We start from the raw sequence: 19,042 nt of genomic DNA on the forward strand, positions 1-19,042 counted from the left end.
TTCTTCAAACACTTTTGCAGGTGTTTGATTTTCCTTCTTTTCTTATCCGTAATATTACCTTTTTCTCACGCTGTCGCCCGTAACTTGTTGTCGTAAAAGGAACTTTTCCAAGAGGGCCGCTGTTTACGGCGCTTGCATTGTGAATTGCGTGTTTCTATAGTGTGCACAAGTGGGAAAAAGTGGTTTCTAGTGGTTATTTGTGGTTTTTGAGTACTCAGAGACGGTGTAAATGAGCAATTTTCTCGGCAGTCATGCCATCAATATGGATGCGAAGGGTCGCCTGGCGATCCCCGCCAAGGTGCGCGAAGGCCTCGCGCAGACCTGTGGTGGGCGCATTGTATTGACTGCGAATGCCGATGAAGAGCGGTGTCTGCTGGTCTATCCGGAACCCGAGTGGGAGATTCTTCGCCCTAAAATTGAGGCGCTTCCCAATATGAATAAGGCGGCGCGTCGCCTCCAGCGGCTGTTGCTTGGTAACGCGGCGCCCATGGAGATGGACTCCGCTGGGCGCATTCTGGTGCCGCCCACATTGCGCAGTTATGCCCATCTTGAGAAAAAACTGATGCTCATCGGTCAGGGTAAGAAACTGGAGCTGTGGAGTGAGGAGCGCTGGTTCGAGTGGCTGGATGAATCCTCTGGTGATGATGATATGCCACCTGAGATGGAGGCGCTCTCCCTATGACCACCGATCACACTCAGGAGGTCGGGGCAGATTTTTCGCATCGCTCGGTCCTTCTGGATTCGGCGGTCGACTATCTGGTCAGCGATCCCGATGGCAAATATGTAGATGGCACCTTTGGTAGGGGTGGCCACAGCAAGCTTATTCTCGGGCGCCTGGGCGCGTCTGGACATTTGCTGGGCATCGACAAGGATCCTGAAGCCATTTCTGTAGCTGAAGGTCTGGCTGCAGATGATCCTCGTTTTGGATACTTCCATGGTTCCTTTGCTGAGCTCAGTCGCGCGGTATCCGATGCTGGCTGGGAACAAGTTGATGGCGTGTTGATGGATCTGGGTGTGTCTTCACCGCAGCTTGACGATGCGTCGAGAGGTTTCAGCTTTATGCGTGATGGTCCATTGGATATGCGCATGAATCCGCTGCAGTCGCCAAGTGCGGCTGAGTGGCTGGCATACGCGGAAGAGCATGAAATCGCTAATGTGATTTTTCGTTACGGTGAGGAAAAGTTTTCCCGCCGTATCGCCCGACTGATAGTCGAGCGTCGCCAGGAAGCGCCTATTGAAACCACGCTTCAATTGGCCGCGCTGGTGAGCGAAGCCGTGCCGAAAAAAGAGAAACACAAGCATCCGGCAACACGCACGTTCCAGGCAGTTCGGATTTTTATTAACCGCGAACTGGAGGACCTGGAGGTCGGGCTGAAAGCAGCAGTAAGCCGGCTGGCGCCTGGTGGGCGTCTCGTGGTTATCAGTTTTCATTCGCTGGAAGATCGGCTGGTAAAGCGCTTTATGCGAGACCTTGCTCGTGGCCCCAGATTGCCGAAAGGAATACCGGTAACGGCTGAGCAGGAGGCTTCTGGCTTTAGGTTGATTGGCAAGGCCAGTAAAGCCGGTGCCGGCGAGGTCAGTGAAAATGTTCGAGCCCGCAGCGCTGTTATGCGGGTTCTGGAGCGTATCGACGACAGCAAACAGAAATCGCAGGGGAGCGCGTAATTATGGGCGCGGTAGCCATAGAGCCGACGGTAAAGACGGCGAAGCTGAATAAAGAAAAGGTTCGTGGTGGCGTTGTCGCTGCTGTCAGGATTTCGCGGCGCGTTTTTGATGCCACCCGGCAAAAAAAGGTCTTGGTGTCACTGGCTCTCGCTGCGCTACTTGTAGGTTCATCGATCGGCGTTGTTGTCAGCGCTCACGAGAACCGCGGGCTATTTAATACGCTTTCCCAACTTCAGGCCGAGCGTGATCGTTTTCAGGCGGAGTGGAGTCAGTTGCTTCTGGAGCAAAGTGCTCTGGGGGCCCATGGTCGCGTAGAAACTCTTGCGGCAGAGCGATTCAGTATGGTGGTCCCAGGGCGTCAGGACATTGTCCTGGTGCCGCTGATGTCGCGTTAGCACTGCAGTAATTCATGACAATAACCTTATCAGGGTGATCTGATTGTCAAGCCAGGAATCAGCAAGAACATTGGGCCAGAAGATAGCGGCAGGCTTGAAAGCCTGGCGCTTTGGCTCCGTGCTGGGCGTATTTCTGGTCGTTGTGCTGGCGATTGGCTGGCGGCTGGTTGATCTACACGTTGTAGATAATGATTTTCTACGAAAACAGGGTGATGTGCGCACGATTCGCGTAGAGGCCATCGATGCTCACCGGGGCGTGGTGACGGATCGTTACGGTGAGCCTTTGGCAGTGAGCACCCCGGTACAGACGCTCTGGGCCAATCCTTCAGAGACCGATCCCGACGAACCCCGCCTGACTAATCTGGCGCGGGTGCTGGACATCAGTGAGGCCAAGCTGCGTGAGCGTCTTGCGACCTACGCTGGGCGAGAATTCATTTACCTTCGTCGCAAGATACAGCCGGCACTGGCCGCAAAGGCTATGGAGCTGGATATTCCCGGTGTTTATACACGCCAGGAATACCGGCGTTATTACCCGGCGGGAGAGGTGACCGCTCATGTTGTCGGTTTTACCAACATTGATGAGCGCGGCCAGGAAGGCATGGAGCTGGCATATAACGACTGGCTGTCCGGAGAGTCTGGCCGCAAACGCGTGCTGAAGGACAATCGCGGGCGCATTATCAAGGATCTTACGCTTATTAGGGATGCCAGCCCTGGGAAAAACCTTGAGCTGAGCATTGATCTGCGCCTGCAATACCTGGCTTATCGCGAGTTGAAAGCCGTGGTCGGAGCCCACGACGCGCGTGGTGGCACGCTCGTGATGCTCGATGTCGAGACCGGTGAGGTCCTCGCTATGGTTAATCAGGGCTCGTATAACCCCAATGACCGCAGTCAGCTTGCGCCGGGAAATCTCCGCAATAAGGCGATCACGGATCTGTTTGAGCCAGGCTCAACCATGAAACCGATCTCGATAGCCGCCGCGCTCGAGTCGGGGCAATACTCTGCCAACACAACGATCGATACCTCTCCCGGTTATCGCCGTTTTGGTCGGTTTACGATTCGTGATTACAGGAACTACGGCGTCATCAGTCTTACCGACATTATAGTGAAGTCCAGTAACGTCGGTGTCAGCAAGATCGCGACCGAGCTGGGTGGTGACACCATCCGTAATTTGTACGCCCGGCTCGGGTTTGGTCAGCCAACCGGCATCGGCTTCCCGGGAGAAGCAGTGGGTGTATTGCCGGCGCGACCAAAATGGCGCCCCTCGGAAGAGGCAACGCTCTCATACGGTTACGGCATGAGCGTCAATGCCCTTCAGCTGGCTCAAGCCTACATGGTTATAGCAAATGGTGGTGTGCGGTATCCGCTAAGCCTGCTCAAGTTGAATGAAAAACCCGTTGGCGAAAGAGTGTTGTCCGAGCAAGTAACGGGCGATGTGAGGCTCATGCTGGGAGAGGTGGTTTCCAGGGGCTCAGGAAAGCGGGCTCAGCCCGGCTTCTACAGCGCCGGAGGCAAGACAGGTACCGTTCATCTGGTAGGGGCTCAAGGCTACGAGGACAGCCAGTACAAAGCGATTTTCGCCGGGATGGCGCCAATCGATAATCCCAGAATTGTCACGGTCGTGGCCGTCGATGCGCCCCAGTCCGGTGAATATTACGGCGGCGAAGTAGCGGCGCCGGTTTTTTCACGGGTAATGAGTGATGCGCTTCGCCTCCTGAACGTGAAGCCGGAGCTTGAGGTAGGCACCGCAGGCCCGCAAACGCAAAAAACAGGGGAGAGGGGGTAAGCCTATGTGCATAACGTCTCTCAGCACTCTGTTGCAAGGTATTGTTACTGTTCCCTCAGTGTTCGATGTAACGATTCACGGGTTGCAGACTGATAGCCGTGAGATTGGTTCTGGCGATGCGTTTGTTGCACTGGCGGGGGCAGCTACCCCCGCGGACTATTATGTGGATCAGGCCATAGCCGCCGGTGCGACGGTTGTGCTTATGGAGTCTGATGCAGATCAGGAGTGCTCGGAACACCACGGTGCGCTGATTGTCCCGATTGTGGGACTGCGGCAGTTAACGGGAAAAATTGCAGCCCGTTTTTACGAGCACCCATCCCGTCGGCTTCGCCTGATAGGTGTTACCGGTACCAACGGTAAAACCTCCGTGAGTCATTATGTTGCCCAGTTGCTGACCCAGACGGGGACACCTTGTGGAGTTCTGGGAACTCTGGGTTACGGCATGCCGGGAGCTTTGCAAAGCGCTACCCATACGACGCCCGATGCTGTTCAGATAAATCGTGTGCTGTCGGCTATTCTCGCCAAGGGCGGCCGTGCTGCAGCGATGGAGGTGTCATCGCATGGTCTGGACCAGGGGCGCGTGGATGGACTGAACATAACCGCAGCGATATTCACTAACCTGACGCGGGATCACCTCGATTATCACGGCTCCATGGAAGCCTACGGGGCAACCAAGGCTAGGCTTTTCGAACGCGAAGATGTGCATTTTTCGGTGATCAACTTTGATGATCCTTTCGGTCGTCAGTTGTATGAAAAGCTCGAAGGTCGGAGCGATCGCGTCCGCTACAGCCTGCACGAGTCCGAGACGGAACTGTGGTTGAAAGAGTTTCATCCCACGGGCTCCGGTTTTCATGCAACGGTCGACGGTGAGTGGGGGGCATTTGAGCTCTCCGTGCCTCTGATGGGCAGCTTCAATGCCAGTAATGTGCTCGCGGCCGTTGCGACGGTCATGACACTGGGCGTCCCGGTAGAGCAGGTTCAGCAGGTTGTGAAACAGTTGGTTCCGCCTCCTGGCAGGCTCGAACAGTTTGTTGGTGCGGATGGAATTTCTGCTGTTGTGGACTATGCCCATACCCCGGACGCCTTGACCAATGCATTGGCGGCTCTGAGGCCGCATGTAACTGGCCGGCTGATTTGTGTTTTCGGGTGCGGAGGCGACCGCGACAGCGGAAAGCGCCCGGAAATGGCGAAAGAAGCAGAAGCGGGTGCCGATGTGATCGTTGTTACAGATGACAACCCGCGTACAGAGAGCCCGGCAGAAATTGTTCAGGATATTCTGGCGGGCTTTTCAGAGGCGGGCGCTGTAACGGTGATCCATGATCGAGCGGAGGCGATTCGTTTTGCGGTGAGTATGGCAACGCCGGACGATATCGTTCTTATAGCAGGCAAAGGTCATGAAGCCTGGCAGGAGATTGCTGGTAAGAAGCTTCCCTTCAGCGATGCAGCTCAGGTTCGCCAGGTGCTGAGACTTGAGGGAGGTGCAGCATGATGCGCGCTTTTTCACTGGCTGAAGCCATGGAGTTTACCAGCGCTGTCTGCAAATCCACGGGGCTCGACGCTACCACGTTTGCTGACATCTCCACCGATACGCGTGCACTGAAACCGGGTGACCTGTTTGTTGCCCTGCGTGGTGAGAACTTTGATGGCCATGAGTTTTTGCTGGCGGCGAAGCAGTCAGGAGCCAGTGCTGTCGTGGTCGATGCCTTTGATAGCGTTCTTGATAGCAATCTTGATAGCGCCATCGATAACGATCCGGACAACTCCCGCCAGATGCCCCAGTTGGTTGTGGCTGACACCGTTGACGCGCTGGCAGGCCTCGCCGCAGGCAACCGCAACGAGAGTGACGCAAAACTGGTTGCAATCACTGGTAGCAGCGGCAAAACCACCGTTAAGGAATTGACTGCCGCCATTCTGACTCGCATGGGCGATACGCTGGCGACCCGCGGCAATCTGAACAATCACATTGGTGTTCCGCTGACTCTGTTTGGCCTCAGGCCAGCCCACAGGTATGGCGTTATCGAACTCGGAGCCAGCGGGCTCGGTGAAATCGCACATACGGTGGCAATCACTCGCCCACAGGTGGCAATTCTCACAAACGCTGGCCAAGCGCACCTGGAAGGCTTTGGCAGCTATGAAAATATTGTGCAGGCCAAGGGCGAGATTATTGAGGGTGTCGCTGAGGGCGGCCTGGTTGTTCTGAATCGCGATGACCCGGCTTTCGAGCTATGGCGTACGCGTGCCGGCAGTCGCAGGGTTGCGAGCGTTAGCCGCTGTGGGAACCCGGATGCGGACTACAACGCCATTGTAAAACAGCCTCAAGACCAAAAGCCGGAAATCGTGGTTACAGGGCCGGGCGGCTGGACTTGTAAGTTACCACTGCCTTTGGAAGGCGAGCACAACGTAACGAACACTCTGCTTGCTATTGCAGCGACTCGTGAGCTGGGAGCAACAGATATTGCGGTTATCGAAGGCCTCGCCGGGGTGCAACCGGTTCGCGGCCGACTGCAGGTTGTCAATTTTTCGGGAGGGCTGTCAGTCATCGACGACAGTTACAACGCTAACCCGGCGTCCATGAAAGCTGCGCTGAGCGTTCTGGCAACACGCGATGGCAAGCGTGTTGCGGTTTTTGGTGCCATGGGAGAGCTGGGGCCAACTGCCCGTGAACTGCACAAGGAGGTCGGAGTACTGGCTTCCGAACTCGGAATCGACCGCCTGCTGACGGTGGGAGCTGGATGCGACGGCTATGCCGACGGTTTTGGCGAAACAACTGAAACGTATCAGACACACGAAGAAGCAGTGCAAGCCATCGCTCTTGTTAATGAGCTGCCGATGACCGTGCTGGTGAAAGGGTCCAGGAGCGCCGCCATGGATCTCGTGGTGGAAGGGATTAAAAACAAGGTGAATAACGCATGCTGCTCTGGCTGACAGAGGTTCTATCACAGTATTTTTCAGCGCTGACAGTGTTTCAGTACCTGACCGTGCGTGGAATTTTGGGAACGTTGACCGCTCTCCTGATTTCATTGGTTATTGGGCCTGTGATGATTCGCAAGCTAAGCCAGTACCAGATTGGCCAGGCGGTCCGTGATGACGGGCCCCAGACCCATCTGAGTAAAGCCGGTACCCCGACTATGGGTGGCGCTCTGATTCTGGTATCTATCGCCATCAGCACACTGTTGTGGGCGGATCTGACGAATCGTTATGTGTGGGTTACTTTGCTGGTTACCCTGATGTTTGGCGCCGTTGGGTGGGTTGACGATTACCGCAAGGTGGTTGAGCGCAACCCTCGCGGTCTGCCTGCCCGCTGGAAGTATTTCTGGCAATCGCTGATCGGTGCTGGTGCAGCCATAGTGTTGTACTTCAGCTCGGTCTTGCCTCAGGAAACTTCGCTTTACCTGCCGTTTGTAAAAAACGTATCGCTGACCCTCGGGCCGGTACTTTTCATCCTGCTGACCTATTTCGTCATCGTCGGCAGCAGCAACGCAGTGAATCTGACGGATGGTCTGGATGGTCTGGCCATTATGCCTACGGTGATGGTCGCCGGTGCGCTGGCTATCTTTGCTTATGTTTCCGGCAACGTTCAATTCGCCAACTATCTGTTGATCCCCTATTTGCCAGGCACCGGTGAGCTTATTGTGTTTTGTGGCGCATTGGTCGGCGCCGGTCTCGGCTTCCTTTGGTTCAACACCTATCCCGCTCAGGTGTTCATGGGTGATGTTGGCGCACTTGCACTTGGTGCTGCTCTGGGTGTGGTTGCGGTGATCGTGCGCCAGGAAATAATTCTTTTCATCATGGGTGGGGTGTTCGTGATGGAAACTGTTTCAGTGATCCTTCAGGTGGCCTCATTCCGATTAACCGGTCGCCGGATTTTCCGGATGGCGCCGTTGCACCACCATTTTGAACTCAAAGGCTGGCCGGAACCGCGAGTGATCGTGCGCTTCTGGGTTATCACCGTCATTCTCGTTCTGATTGGCCTGGCCAGTCTGAAATTACGTTAGGAAAACGGACTGATTATGAGTGTCATCACGTCAGATCGCCGCATATTGGTAGTGGGGCTCGGTAAAACCGGGCTCTCCTGCGTGCGCTATCTGTCTACACAGGGGCGAAAGGTTGTCGTGGCTGATAGCCGCGAAGCTCCCCCGTGCATTGATGACCTGCGTGCGGGGTGGCCGGATGTTCCTGTCTATCTGGGTCCATTTGATCCTGAGCTGTTCGCTGACTTCAGCGAGTTGGTCGTCAGCCCGGGCATAAACATCGCTGAGCCGGCAATTGCTCACGCCGCTGAACAGGGGGCGCGTATCCGAGGCGACATCGATCTGTTCGCAGAGGCTGCCGATGCGCCGATAGTTGCGATTACCGGTTCCAATGGCAAGACCACGGTCACTACACTGTTCGGTGAAATGGCAAGGGCCGCCGGTCGCAAAGTTCAGGTGGGCGGAAATATCGGAACACCCGCACTGGATTTGCTGGGGCTTGATACAGAGCTTTATGTACTCGAATTATCCAGTTTTCAGTTGGAAACAACCGGGGAATTGAATGCGCTGGCGGCTACGGTGCTGAACGTCAGTGATGACCACCTGGATCGATATCCAGACAAGATGGCTTACTTCCAGGCCAAGCAGAGAATTTTCCGGGGCTGCAAGAACGCCATTGTGAATCTGGATGATGCGCTGAGCACACCGATGGCCAGGGATAATCTTCGATTCCTGTGCTTCGGATTCAACCGTGTTAATCCGCAGACGTTCAGCACCCGGGAAGATGACCAGGGCATCTGGTTGACCTTTGGGTTCGATAACCTACTGAACGCCAGTGAGCTGAAGCTGATTGGCTGGCACAACCTCAGCAATGTTATGGCAGCGCTGGCGTTGGGTCAGGCTGCGGGGCTGCCCATGAACGTTATGCTGGATACCGCTCGTCAGTTTAGCGGTTTGCCTCACAGGTGTGAGTTCATACGCACGTTTGGTGATGTTGATTATATCAACGACTCAAAAGGCACAAATGTGGGCGCTACCGTCGCAGCTATAAAAAGCCTGGTGCCGGAAGGTGATGGGAAAATAGTGCTGATTGCCGGTGGAGAAGGCAAAGGGGCAAAGTTTTCTGACCTGGAAGCACCGATTACAGCATGCTGCCGTGCAGTGGTGTTGATCGGCCATGACGCAGACCGCATTGCTGAGGCAGTTGGTAATGGTATCCCGGTATACCAGGCAACATCGTTGGCTGATGCTGTGAAAAAATCGTCAGAGCTTGCGTTGAAAGGCGATCGGGTGCTTTTTTCTCCTGCCTGCGCAAGCTTTGATATGTTCCGGGATTATATGGACCGTGGTGAGCAATTCGGCGCCCTGGTCAAGTCTTTGGGGGAGATACTGTGATGCAGGCAGGATTGTCCGTATCTCCCGTCAGAACCCAGTGGCTGAGTGATATTCAGCCCCTGTCAGCTCTGGTGATCAGTTCGGTTGCACTGCTGATTATTGGGGTTGTAATGATTTCGTCCGCTTCTATGGATATGGCGGTAGAAACCATGGGCAACAGTTATCACTATGTGATTCGCCAGCTCATGTTCGCGGCCATGGGCTGCGTGCTGGCGTTGGTGGCGGTCAACGTGCCTGTTGCCTGGTGGGAGCGCAGTGGCTGGTTGTTGCTGGGTATCGGCATGTTGTCTCTGGTTCTGGTGCTGACCCCTCTGGGTCGCACGGTGAACGGTTCAACCCGTTGGATTCCCTTTGGCCTGTTCAATGTGCAGGTATCGGAAATTGCAAAGCTGTGCCTGATTGCTTATCTGGCGGGATACGTTGTTCGTCGACGTGATGAGTTGTTGAACACCTGGCCTGGCTTCCTGAAGCCTCTGGTTGTTCTGGGTGTGGCTTCTGCATTGCTGGTGATTCAGCCTGATTTCGGTGCCACAGTGGTTCTGGTTACAGCGGCCGCGGGCATGATTTTCCTGAGCGGTGTGCGGCTAAGTCGGTTTATGCCCTTGATTGCAACGCTGGTCGTGCTCGGAGTGGTCTTGGTTCTGACTCAGCCCTATCGCCTGAAGCGTGTTGTCAGCTACCTCGACCCATGGAAAGACCAGTTCGATAGCGGCTACCAGCTAACTCAGTCCCTGATTGCTTTCGGTCGGGGTGAGTGGGGTGGTGTTGGCCTGGGTAACTCTATACAGAAGTTGTTTTTTCTGCCGGAAGCTCATACAGACTTTATTTTCGCGATTATTGCAGAAGAGTTCGGGTTGCTGGGTTCATTGATTGTGCTTGGGCTGTTTACGGTGCTGGTTGTCACTGGTTTTGTGATTGCCCGCCGCGCTGAGAAGGCAGAGATGCCGTTTGGTGCCTGTTTCGCTTACGGCATTACGCTACTGATCGGCCTGCAGGCCGGGATCAATATGGCGGTCAGTACCGGGTTACTGCCCACCAAGGGGCTCACCTTGCCTCTGGTCAGCTACGGCGGCTCCAGCCTTATGATCAGTTGTGTCTGTATTGGCATTCTGGCCAGGGTTGAGATGGAAAGGCTGGACAAGGAAAAACAGGCTACCGAAAAGACCGGCTCCCGTAAGCGGGGAGGGGCTAGCTATGACTGAGTCACGCCGGTTCCTGATGATGGCTGGAGGTACAGGCGGGCATGTGTTTCCTGCACTCGCCACTGCCCGGGCACTGGAGTCCAAAGGGCATGAAGTGCACTGGCTGGGCGCCAGTGGGGGAATGGAGGAGCGTTTGATTGGGGATACTGAAATTCCGCTCTCGCTGATCCATATCTCAGGGCTTAGGGGCAAAGGCAAGTTGGCTCTGGTTATGGCGCCGTTCCGGCTTATGCGGGCATTGGGAGAGGCCTTCACGATCATGCGCCGTGTTCGCCCGGATTGCGTGGTTGGTATGGGCGGATTTGTAACCGGCCCTGGCGGTTTGGCTGCCTGGCTAACTCGAACGCCCCTGGTGATTCACGAGCAGAACGCCATCGCAGGCATGACTAATCGCATTCTTGTGCGGTTTGCGAAAACGGTTCTCGAAGCTTTTCCAGGGAGTTTCGGTCCGGATGTAATCACCCGGTGTACCGGAAATCCAGTGCGCGAAGATCTGGCAACTCTGCCGTCGCCAGAGCAGAGAATGTCCGGGCGCTCGATTCAGCCCGGCGAAAAGAACAAGCCGCTGCGCCTTCTCGTGATCGGCGGCAGCCTCGGAGCCCAGGTGTTCAATCAGCAGCTGCCGGAAGCACTGGCAATGCTGCCCGAACAGGAACGGCCGCAGGTCAGGCATCAGTGTGGTGAAAAGAATCTTGAGGCCGCGCGTGCGTCTTATCAACAGCACGGCGTTGATGCGGCTGTGGAGTCGTTCATCAAAGACATGGCGGAGGCCTACAGCTGGGCCGATATCGTTTTGTGTCGCGCGGGTGCCCTGACGGTTTCCGAGCTTTGCGCAGCAGGTATCGGAGCAGTGTTGGTGCCGTTTCCCCATGCAGTGGATGACCACCAAACGAAAAACGGTCAGCAAATGGTGAACGCCAAGGCGGCCGTACTAATACCACAGTCACGGCTTACGCCGGCCGTGCTGGCAGAAACCCTGGGCGATATTGCCAGGGATCGTGCCCGGGTCATGGATATGGCAAAGGCTGCACGCACACTGGCTCGCCCTGACGCAACGGAGAGAGTCGTGAATTATTGTCTGGAGGCCGCTAATGGCTGATATAACCAATCCGCCACTTGTTTTTCAGGTACCGGAGATGCGCCGGATTCGCCACATTCATTTCGTGGGTATCGGTGGGGCCGGCATGAGCGGGATCGCCGAAGTGCTGAAAAACCAGGGCTACGACGTCTCAGGGTCAGATCTGAAAGAGGGTGTGGTTACCGCTCGCCTCAAGGCCATGGGAATTGAGGTTCAGATCGGTCACCGGGAAGAGAACAGCGCCAAAGCGGATGTGGTTGTGGTGTCTTCTGCGGTCGGTTCTGAAAACCCTGAAGTGGTCTCTGCTCGCAGTCGGCGGGTTCCGATTGTGCCCAGGGCTGAGATGCTCGCTGAGATCATGCGTTATCGCCATGGTATCGCCGTTGCCGGTACCCACGGCAAGACTACTACGACGAGTCTGATCGCATCGGTGTTTGGCGAAGCCGGGCTGGACCCGACCTTTGTGATCGGCGGAAAGCTGAACAGTGCAGGTACCAACGCCAAGCTGGGTGGCTCACGCTATCTGGTGGCAGAAGCGGATGAAAGTGATGCTTCGTTCCTGCACCTGACGCCGGTGATTTCTGTCGTCACCAATATTGAAGCCGATCATATGGATACCTATGACGGCGACATTGAAAAGCTCAAGCAGACGTTCGTCGATTTTCTCCATAACCTGCCGTTCTACGGCGTTGCGGTTATGTGTGTCGACGATGCCTATGTGCAAGAAATTATTCCGCGCATTTCCCGCGCGATCATTACGTATGGCATCAGCAACCCAGAAGCGGATTATCGTGCCGAGAATATCGTTACCGACGGCCTGAGAACCCACTTTGTGGTCAAGCGCCCCGGCGGGCGCAGTGATTTGACGGTAGAGCTGAAAATGCCCGGGCGCCATAACGTGCTGAATGCACTCGCGGTCATAGCGGTTGCAACCGATGAGGGAGTTGCGGACACCGCTATTTGCCAGGGTCTGGCAGCGTTTGCCGGTGTAGGCCGGCGCTTTCAGGTCAACGGAGAATATAAAATTCCCAAGGGCGGCACGGTTACCCTTGTGGACGACTATGGTCACCATCCGACTGAGGTTGAAGCGGTTATTCGCGCAGCTCACGATGCATGGCCCGGGCGGCGCCTGGTGATGCTTTATCAGCCCCACCGGTTCACGCGAACCCGTGATCTCTACGAAGACTTTGTACGGGTTCTGTCGGAAGTAGATGGCCTACTGCTGATGGATGTGTACTCCGCTGGCGAACCGGCCATTCCGGGCGCAGACGGGCGAGCCCTGTGCCGCAGCATACGGCAGCGTGGCAAGGTGGAGCCGGTGTTTGTAGAAGATAACCGTGAAATTGAGAGCTTGCTGGGCAGTGTGCTACAGGACGGTGACCTCCTTATTACGCAAGGTGCAGGCGATATTGGCGGTGTGGCGAATCGGTTGGCAGCAGCAGGAGTATTTGCAGGTGAGTGATATGCAGCATTCCGGGATACCAGCGTATCAGGCCGAGCCAGCATTGGTTCGGTCGTTGGGACGCGTGGCTGTGTTTATGGGGGGAGACTCCGCGGAGCGTGATGTTTCTCTCAAGAGCGGCAAGGCCGTTCTTGCTGCTCTGGTATCTGCCGGCGTTGATGCGTTTGGCATTGATGTTCAGGGGTGTCTTCTGAAGACCGTCGAGAGCCCTGAGTTTGATCGGGTTTTCATAGCGTTACACGGCCGCGGTGGGGAAGACGGCATCTTGCAGGCGATTCTGTCTCAGGCTGGTATTCCCTTCACCGGCAGCGAAGTGATGGCATCTGCTTTGGCAATGGACAAGCTTCGTACCAAATATGTCTTTGCGGGTTGTGGTCTGCCGACACCAAAGTTCAGAACCATGTCGGCTGCCGATGAGGCTGAACAGATTGTTCGTGAGTTGCGCACACCATTGAGTGTAAAGCCATCTCGCGAAGGCTCCAGTATCGGTATTCGTAAGGTAAATAACGTCGCAGAACTGGCTGAAGCATACGAGCAAGCTGCGGCACTGGATAACTCGGTTCTGGTAGAGGAGTGGATTGAAGGTCCGGAATTCACCGTCAGCTTGCTGCAGGATAGCGCGCTTCCAGCGATAGGGCTGAGCACGGACCATGTGTTCTACGACTATGACGCGAAATACCTGGCAGATGACACCCGCTACAGAATTCCCTGTGGTTTAGCGCCCCAGGATGAAGTGCGATTACAGAAACTTGCGCTTGAGGCTTTTCGCGTCGTCGGCTGCCGCACCTGGGGCCGAGTAGACATCATGCAGGATAGGGACGGCGAATTCTGGTTGCTGGAAGTAAATACGGTGCCGGGTATGACCGACCATAGCCTGGTACCTATGTCGGCAAGAGCTGCCGGTATCAGCTTTGAAGAGCTTGTTGTGAGGATTCTTTGCGACACGCTGGAGACTGCCGATGCTTGAAACACTACTCATCCGGAGCCGGGCGGTACCGTCCGACCCTCCCCGGCGCAGGGGGGCAACCTCCCTCGGGCCGGAGAAGGACCGGTTTGGAGTGTTGAAGGCAGTGTTGGCTGCCGTGCCCTGGCTGCAGGCCGGTATGGGTATCGCGGTACTGCTGTTGGCGGGCTTGGTGCCCTGGGCAACGGGTAAGGTTCTGGGTGCCATGGATCAGCAGGTTATGGCCATTGATGTAAACGGTGAATTTGTGGGCGACAGCCGCGTTGCCATTGAACGCCAAGCCGGGAACTGGATCGGTAAGAGCTATTTTTCGACGGATCTTTCGGAAATCAAGGCTGATCTGGAGAAGCGGCCATGGATAGAGACTGTAGCGGTGCGCCGGGTTTGGCCGGATCGCCTGGAGATTAATATCCGGGAGAAAAAGCCCCTGGCGTACTGGAACGACGGTCGCCTGGTGAGCCGCACCGGAGAGCTTTTTATGCCACCCAACCCCGAAGTGGCCGGGCGCTTGCCGCAGCTTTCGGGGCCGGATGAGCGGGTGCGGGATGTGATCAGCATGGCCCGTACCATGAGTGACAAGCTTGTGGGGCACGGGCTGGGTTTTTCCGGGCTCTCACTGGAGCGACGAGGTGCCTGGACCCTACGTCTCTCGAATGGAATTGAAGTGGTACTCGGGCGGGACCAGGTTGCGAAGCGCTTTGAACGTTTTATCACTGTGTATGAAAACCGGCTTATATCGCGGTCGGACGAAGTTAGCCGGGTAGATGCCCGCTATACCAACGGTGTAGCGGTTCAGTGGAAGCCAGCTCTGGCTGCTTCCGGCCCGAAAACATAGAAACAGTAAATTCAGACCTACGGTTTGGTGGAACACATGTCATCGGTTGAAACGGAAAACATGATTGTCGGCCTCGATATCGGAACCTCGAAGGTGGTTGCGATAGTCGGCAAACGCAAGATGGACGGAACCATTGAAGTGGTGGGTATTGGCTCCCATCCGTCAAGGGGACTGAAGCGGGGCGTGGTGGTCAATATCGAAACTACGGTTCAGGCGATCCAGCGGGCGGTTGAAGAAGCTGAGCTGATGGCGGGTTGTCGAATCCACTCAGTGTATGCAGGGATTGCAGGCAGCCATATAAAAAGCCTCAACTCCCACGGCATTGTGGCGATTCGCGACCGTGAAGTAACGCAGGCGGATATTGACCGGGTCATCGATGCAGCCCAGGCCGTGGCTATTCCTGCGGATCAGAAAGTCCTGCACATTCTGCCGCAGGAGTTTGTGATCGATAACCAGGAAGGCATCAAGGAGCCTATGGGCATGTCCGGTGTGCGCCTCGAAGCGAAGGTGCACCTGGTGACATGCGCCGTTAACGCAGCGCAAAACATTGAAAAATGCATTCGCCGCTGCGGTCTTGAGGCTGATGACATCATTCTGGAGCAGTTGGCTTCCAGCCACGCAATCCTCACAGAGGACGAGAAGGAACTGGGGGTCTGCGTGGTGGATGTGGGAGGTGGTACTACGGATATTGCTGTGTTCACCGGCGGTGCCATCCGTCACACGGCCGTTATTCCTATCGCCGGCGACCAGGTTACCAATGACATAGCCATGGCATTGCGAACGCCCACGCAGAACGCCGAAGAGATCAAGATCAAATACGCCTGTGCCTTGACGCAGTTGGCGGGAGCTGATGAGACCATCAAGGTGCCGAGTGTTGGCGACCGGGCGCCCCGTGATCTGTCGAGACAGGCGCTGGCGGAAGTTGTTGAACCTCGATACGAGGAGCTGTTTACCCTCGTGCAATCGGAGCTGCGCCGTTCAGGTTTTGAGGATCTGGTTCCGGCGGGCATCGTGATTACCGGGGGCGCCTCCACCATGGAGGGTGTGGTGGAGTTGGCTGAAGAAATCTTCCATATGCCGGTGCGGCTAGCTTGTCCGCATGCAGTTTCCGGTATGACAGAAGTTGTTAATAACCCCGTTTACGCCACGGGCGTGGGGTTGTTGATTCACGGTTTCCGGCAGATGGATCTTGGCCGGGCACCGGTGCTCAAGGGCGAGGATGCACCCTCGCTGTTTGAGCGCATGAAGGCCTGGTTTACCGGTCATTTCTGACGGTTCCGGGCAGGCAGTAAACGAAGGTATCTCGAAAATACAAACTCGAATAAACAGCCTGGAACAAGGCTGAAACAGCACGAAGGAGAAGGGGAATGTTTGAACTTGTCGATAATGTCCAACAAAACGCTGTCATCAAGGTAGTGGGTGTTGGCGGCGGCGGCGGTAACGCTGTGCGCCACATGCTTAACAGTGACATCGAAGGTGTGGAGTTCATCTGCGCCAACACAGATGCTCAGGCATTGGCTGATATGGATGCCCGTCAGATCATTCAGCTGGGCGGAAATATCACGAAAGGACTGGGTGCCGGAGCCAACCCTGAGATAGGCCGCCAGGCTGCTCTCGAGGACCGTGACCGCATTGCTGAATCCATTAAAGGCGCGGACATGGTGTTCATCACCGCTGGTATGGGTGGCGGAACGGGCACTGGTGCTGCGCCGGTGGTTGCGGAGGTTGCTCGGGAAATGGGCATACTGACCGTTGCCGTAGTGACCAAGCCCTTCAACTTTGAAGGTGGCAAACGAATGAGTCTGGCTGATCAGGGGCTCAAGGAACTGGAAGAAAGCGTTGACTCGCTGATCACCATTCCAAATGAAAAGCTACTTGCAGTGCTGGGTAAAAAGACCAGCCTGCTGGACGCTTTCGCCGCAGCTAATGATGTTCTGTTGGGAGCGGTTCAGGGCATTGCGGATCTGATTACCCGGAACGGCATGATCAACGTCGATTTCGCCGACGTTAAAACGGTTATGTCCGAAATGGGCATGGCGATGATGGGTACAGCCCGTGCTTCCGGTGAGAATCGCGCGCAGGAAGCTGCAGAGGCCGCTATTCGCAGCCCGCTGCTGGAAGATGTCAACCTGCAGGGCGCCAAAGGTATTCTGGTCAACATCACCGCAGGTATGGATCTGAACCTTGGCGAGTTCTCCGAGGTTGGCGACATTGTGCGTGAATTTGCGTCAGACACTGCCACAGTGGTCGTCGGCACCGTTATTGATCCGGAAATGACTGATGAGCTGAAGGTAACCGTTGTTGCAACAGGGCTTGGTGGCGATCGTGAAAAGCCGACCAAGGTTGTTGATAACACGCGAACTCTGGACGGTAAAACGGACTACAACCAGCTGGACCGCCCTGCAATCCTGCGTCGCCGTGCGGTATCACACGGAAACGTTGCGGTAGATCAGAGCAAAGAAAGCGAAGAGCAGGGAGTCGACTATCTCGATATTCCCGCATTCCTTCGGAGGCAGGCTGACTGATAATCTGTTGCAATTGATGTCCGGTGCAGGTTCATATCTGAAGAGATAGACCATAATTCCGGACAATGAAGCGCTGATGACCAATAGCCGGTGTTGCTTATTTTTTAGGCAATTTCAGGTTGGGCAAATGGTACTCAGACGTATTCTTTGATATTCTGCGCCCAGATTTTTGCTTTGAATATCGCCATTTTTTACGGAATAACGAACCGATGATCAGACAACGGACACTTAAAAACACGATCCGTGCTACCGGGATTGGCTTGCACTCAGGGGAAAAGGTTTACCTTACCCTGAAGCCAGCTCCGGTAGATTCGGGAATCATTTTCCGGCGCACGGATCTCGACCCGGTAGTCGAAATTCTTGCTTGTGCTGAAAATGTGGGTGAGACCATGCTGTCCACGACGCTGGTAAAAGACGGTGTCCGTGTGGCGACAATCGAGCATTTGCTCTCCGCTATGGCTGGTCTCGGTATCGATAACTGCTATGTTGAACTGAGCGCTTCAGAAGTACCGATTATGGACGGCTCTGCCGGTCCATTCGTGTTTCTGCTGCAGTCCGCCGGTATTGCTGAGCAGGAAGCTGCAAAGCGATTCATTCGTATCAAGCGGGAAGTGACCATCGAAGAGGGCGACAAGAAGGCAACCTTCCTGCCGTTCGAAGGCTTCAAGGTGAGTTTCGGCATCGACTTTGATCACCCTGTGTTCAAAGGTCGTGCCCAGACAGCGACCGTTGATTTTTCCAGTACGTCTTTCGTGAAGGAAGTCAGTCGCGCCAGGACTTTCGGGTTCATGCGCGATATTGAAAAGCTGCGGGCGATGAACCTGGCCCTGGGTGGCAGTGTCGACAACGCCATAGTGGTAGATGACTACAAGATCCTGAACGAGGATGGTCTGCGCTATGACGACGAGTTCGTGAAGCACAAAGTACTGGATGCAATCGGAGACCTTTACCTGCTGGGCAATAGCCTGATCGGTGAGTTCCGCGGTATCAAGTCTGGTCACGACCTGAACAATAAGCTGTTGCGTAAACTCAGGGCGGAAGAGGACTCATGGGAAGTGGTTACCTTCGATAACGAAGAAACTGCACCTATCTCTTACATGAAGCCTGTGTTGGCGGTGCCGGCTTAAGGCTGGATGCCTTAATCCCGGACATGGCTTGCGAGTTTTTCGAGAACCTCGCGTAGTTTTTTATCCTTCGTGTGCCCGGCTTCCTCTTTGAGGAGTCGGGCATTTTCTTTACTTAAAGGTATTTTTTTTGCTGGCGGCCTGTCATGAAATCTTGGGGGCGCAACTTTCACCTTGAGCTTCCATACGAACCGGAAGAGCTCGTTTTCCCGCAATTTTTCCATGATCTCGTGTTGCCGAAAGCGAATCTGACTGGCCTTTCCCGCGTTCTCCGCTGAGAGAGTCAGCTCCCCTTCCTGACAACAGACGAACCGGGTACCCGCTACCAGCGTTGGTGGCAAGGCTGCCATGACCTCTTCTTCCGCCATGCGATGTGTGTTGGCTTTGGCGACCAGTTCTCTCAGAACCGGGGTTTTTCCAAGGTTGTCAAAGGTCATTTTTTGATCATTTTTTCGGTTCATAAGGTGCTTTCTTCTCGACGGCCGCGATAACGATTGGTTACACTTCTGCACGTTTTACGCGTGGTGCCTCCACTGCTCTTGTTTTACCTTGTTGTAAATGAGTATGTCTACCGGGCGCTGCGATTTATCAGTACGTAGTTGTTGCTAAGGAGGGCAGACCCACTCGGAACATTTCGAGCTGC

The 19,042-nt window shown here is 55.3% G+C and carries 17 protein-coding genes; 16 read left to right on the forward strand and 1 reads right to left on the reverse strand.

All coding sequences use genetic code 11. From position 1 onward, the window contains the following. The first annotated feature begins 229 nt into the window (after positions 1-229). The 16 genes from mraZ (at position 230) to lpxC (ending at position 18,402) form a co-directional block, all read left to right on the forward strand. Complete coding sequence (gene mraZ / locus Q4606_RS16270; protein WP_303594275.1) at positions 230-682, forward strand: division/cell wall cluster transcriptional repressor MraZ; 453 nt, start codon at positions 230-232, stop codon at positions 680-682. Continuing rightward, positions 679-1,665 (forward strand): 16S rRNA (cytosine(1402)-N(4))-methyltransferase RsmH, encoded by a 987-nt coding sequence (gene rsmH / locus Q4606_RS16275; protein WP_303608144.1) that lies wholly within the window; start codon positions 679-681, stop codon positions 1,663-1,665. Before mraZ ends, rsmH begins: the two co-directional genes overlap by 4 nt. A gap of 2 nt (positions 1,666-1,667) precedes the next feature. After that, a complete protein-coding gene (gene ftsL, locus Q4606_RS16280; protein ID WP_303594271.1) occupies positions 1,668-2,060 on the forward strand; it encodes a cell division protein FtsL in 393 nt (130 codons plus the stop codon). Positions 2,061-2,103: 43 nt separating this feature from the next. After that, complete coding sequence (locus tag Q4606_RS16285) at positions 2,104-3,843, forward strand: penicillin-binding protein 2 (RefSeq protein WP_303608145.1); 1,740 nt, start codon at positions 2,104-2,106, stop codon at positions 3,841-3,843. A 4-nt stretch (positions 3,844-3,847) separates the two neighbouring features. After that, positions 3,848-5,332, forward strand: a complete 1,485-nt coding sequence (locus Q4606_RS16290) for a UDP-N-acetylmuramoyl-L-alanyl-D-glutamate--2,6-diaminopimelate ligase (protein WP_303594267.1) — start codon at positions 3,848-3,850, stop codon at positions 5,330-5,332. Next, complete coding sequence (murF, locus tag Q4606_RS16295; protein WP_303608146.1) at positions 5,329-6,768, forward strand: UDP-N-acetylmuramoyl-tripeptide--D-alanyl-D-alanine ligase; 1,440 nt, start codon at positions 5,329-5,331, stop codon at positions 6,766-6,768. Before Q4606_RS16290 ends, murF begins: the two co-directional genes overlap by 4 nt. Continuing rightward, a complete protein-coding gene (gene mraY / locus Q4606_RS16300; protein ID WP_303594265.1) occupies positions 6,753-7,838 on the forward strand; it encodes a phospho-N-acetylmuramoyl-pentapeptide-transferase in 1,086 nt (361 codons plus the stop codon). Before murF ends, mraY begins: the two co-directional genes overlap by 16 nt. Positions 7,839-7,853: 15 nt before the next feature. Next, positions 7,854-9,209, forward strand: a complete 1,356-nt coding sequence (murD, locus tag Q4606_RS16305) for a UDP-N-acetylmuramoyl-L-alanine--D-glutamate ligase (protein ID WP_303608147.1) — start codon at positions 7,854-7,856, stop codon at positions 9,207-9,209. After that, on the forward strand, positions 9,209-10,411 hold the full coding sequence (gene ftsW, locus Q4606_RS16310) for a putative lipid II flippase FtsW (RefSeq protein WP_303594263.1): 1,203 nt from the start codon (positions 9,209-9,211) through the stop codon (positions 10,409-10,411). The genes murD and ftsW overlap by 1 nt, the downstream gene beginning before the upstream one ends. Continuing rightward, positions 10,404-11,510, forward strand: a complete 1,107-nt coding sequence (gene murG / locus Q4606_RS16315; RefSeq protein WP_303608148.1) for an undecaprenyldiphospho-muramoylpentapeptide beta-N-acetylglucosaminyltransferase — start codon at positions 10,404-10,406, stop codon at positions 11,508-11,510. The genes ftsW and murG overlap by 8 nt, the downstream gene beginning before the upstream one ends. Continuing rightward, positions 11,503-12,951 (forward strand): UDP-N-acetylmuramate--L-alanine ligase, encoded by a 1,449-nt coding sequence (gene murC, locus Q4606_RS16320; RefSeq protein ID WP_303608149.1) that lies wholly within the window; start codon positions 11,503-11,505, stop codon positions 12,949-12,951. The genes murG and murC overlap by 8 nt, the downstream gene beginning before the upstream one ends. A gap of 1 nt (position 12,952) precedes the next feature. Next, complete coding sequence (locus tag Q4606_RS16325) at positions 12,953-13,918, forward strand: D-alanine--D-alanine ligase (RefSeq protein ID WP_303594362.1); 966 nt, start codon at positions 12,953-12,955, stop codon at positions 13,916-13,918. Then, a complete protein-coding gene (locus tag Q4606_RS16330) occupies positions 13,911-14,750 on the forward strand; it encodes a cell division protein FtsQ/DivIB (protein WP_303594257.1) in 840 nt (279 codons plus the stop codon). The genes Q4606_RS16325 and Q4606_RS16330 overlap by 8 nt, the downstream gene beginning before the upstream one ends. Positions 14,751-14,786: 36 nt before the next feature. Further along, positions 14,787-16,022 carry a cell division protein FtsA gene (gene ftsA, locus Q4606_RS16335; RefSeq protein ID WP_303594255.1) on the forward strand — a complete coding sequence of 412 codons (1,236 nt, stop codon included), beginning with the start codon at positions 14,787-14,789 and terminating at the stop codon, positions 16,020-16,022. 95 nt (positions 16,023-16,117) lie between these two features. Beyond that, positions 16,118-17,275, forward strand: coding sequence for a cell division protein FtsZ (gene ftsZ / locus Q4606_RS16340; RefSeq protein ID WP_303594254.1), 1,158 nt, complete (start codon positions 16,118-16,120; stop codon positions 17,273-17,275). A gap of 209 nt (positions 17,276-17,484) precedes the next feature. Then, complete coding sequence (gene lpxC / locus Q4606_RS16345) at positions 17,485-18,402, forward strand: UDP-3-O-acyl-N-acetylglucosamine deacetylase (RefSeq protein WP_303594253.1); 918 nt, start codon at positions 17,485-17,487, stop codon at positions 18,400-18,402. Positions 18,403-18,413: 11 nt separating this feature from the next. Here the strand turns inward: lpxC and Q4606_RS16350 are convergent, their stop codons facing one another. Continuing rightward, complete coding sequence (locus Q4606_RS16350; protein ID WP_303594251.1) at positions 18,414-18,860, reverse strand: DciA family protein; 447 nt, start codon at positions 18,858-18,860, stop codon at positions 18,414-18,416. Positions 18,861-19,042: the final 182 nt, after the last annotated feature.

Source organism: Marinobacter sp. 1_MG-2023, from assembly GCF_030549045.1.
In the GTDB taxonomy this organism is placed as follows: domain Bacteria; phylum Pseudomonadota; class Gammaproteobacteria; order Pseudomonadales; family Oleiphilaceae; genus Marinobacter.